Here is a 1,593-nt window from a genome sequence, read left to right on the forward strand (position 1 = left end):
ATCAAAATCAGAATTCATTGAGTCGGACGTAAGTCCAAAAACACTTTTAATTGAAGAGTTTGATCATGGCTCAGATTGAACGCTGGCGGCAGGCCTAACACATGCAAGTCGAGCGGTAACATTTCTAGCTTGCTAGAAGATGACGAGCGGCGGACGGGTGAGTAATGCTTGGGAACATGCCTTTAGGTGGGGGACAACCATTGGAAACGATGGCTAATACCGCATAATGTCTACGGACCAAAGGGGGCTTCGGCTCTCGCCTTTAGATTGGCCCAAGTGGGATTAGCTAGTTGGTGAGGTAATGGCTCACCAAGGCGACGATCCCTAGCTGGTTTGAGAGGATGATCAGCCACACTGGAACTGAGACACGGTCCAGACTCCTACGGGAGGCAGCAGTGGGGAATATTGCACAATGGGCGCAAGCCTGATGCAGCCATGCCGCGTGTGTGAAGAAGGCCTTCGGGTTGTAAAGCACTTTCAGTAAGGAGGAAAGGTTAGTAGTTAATACCTGCTAGCTGTGACGTTACTTACAGAAGAAGCACCGGCTAACTCCGTGCCAGCAGCCGCGGTAATACGGAGGGTGCGAGCGTTAATCGGAATTACTGGGCGTAAAGCGTACGCAGGCGGTTTGTTAAGCGAGATGTGAAAGCCCCGGGCTCAACCTGGGAACTGCATTTCGAACTGGCAAACTAGAGTGTGATAGAGGGTGGTAGAATTTCAGGTGTAGCGGTGAAATGCGTAGAGATCTGAAGGAATACCGATGGCGAAGGCAGCCACCTGGGTCAACACTGACGCTCATGTACGAAAGCGTGGGGAGCAAACGGGATTAGATACCCCGGTAGTCCACGCCGTAAACGATGTCTACTAGGAGTTCGGTCTTTCGAGACTGTCTTCCAAAGCTAACGCATTAAGTAGACCGCCTGGGGAGTACGGCCGCAAGGTTAAAACTCAAATGAATTGACGGGGGCCCGCACAAGCGGTGGAGCATGTGGTTTAATTCGATGCAACGCGAAGAACCTTACCTACACTTGACATCCAGAGAACTTACTAGAGATAGTTTGGTGCCTTCGGGAACTCTGAGACAGGTGCTGCATGGCTGTCGTCAGCTCGTGTTGTGAGATGTTGGGTTAAGTCCCGCAACGAGCGCAACCCCTATCCTTAGTTGCCAGCGATTCGGTCGGGAACTCTAAGGAGACTGCCGGTGATAAACCGGAGGAAGGTGGGGACGACGTCAAGTCATCATGGCCCTTACGTGTAGGGCTACACACGTGCTACAATGGCGCATACAGAGTGCTGCGAACTCGCGAGAGTAAGCGAATCACTTAAAGTGCGTCGTAGTCCGGATTGGAGTCTGCAACTCGACTCCATGAAGTCGGAATCGCTAGTAATCGCGAATCAGAATGTCGCGGTGAATACGTTCCCGGGCCTTGTACACACCGCCCGTCACACCATGGGAGTGGGTTGCTCCAGAAGTAGGTAGCTTAACCTTCGGGAGGGCGCTTACCACGGAGTGATTCATGACTGGGGTGAAGTCGTAACAAGGTAGCCCTAGGGGAACCTGGGGCTGGATCACCTCCTTATACGATTTAGAAC

General features: G+C 52.2%; 1 rRNA gene. It reads left to right on the forward strand.

Annotation, left to right across the window (positions count from 1 at the left end):
• Positions 1-47 precede the first annotated feature (47 nt).
• A 16S ribosomal RNA gene (locus AAEU29_RS20965) occupies positions 48-1,580 on the forward strand.
• Positions 1,581-1,593: the final 13 nt, after the last annotated feature.

Source organism: Pseudoalteromonas aquimarina (genome assembly GCF_049257255.1).
GTDB lineage: Bacteria > Pseudomonadota > Gammaproteobacteria > Enterobacterales > Alteromonadaceae > Pseudoalteromonas.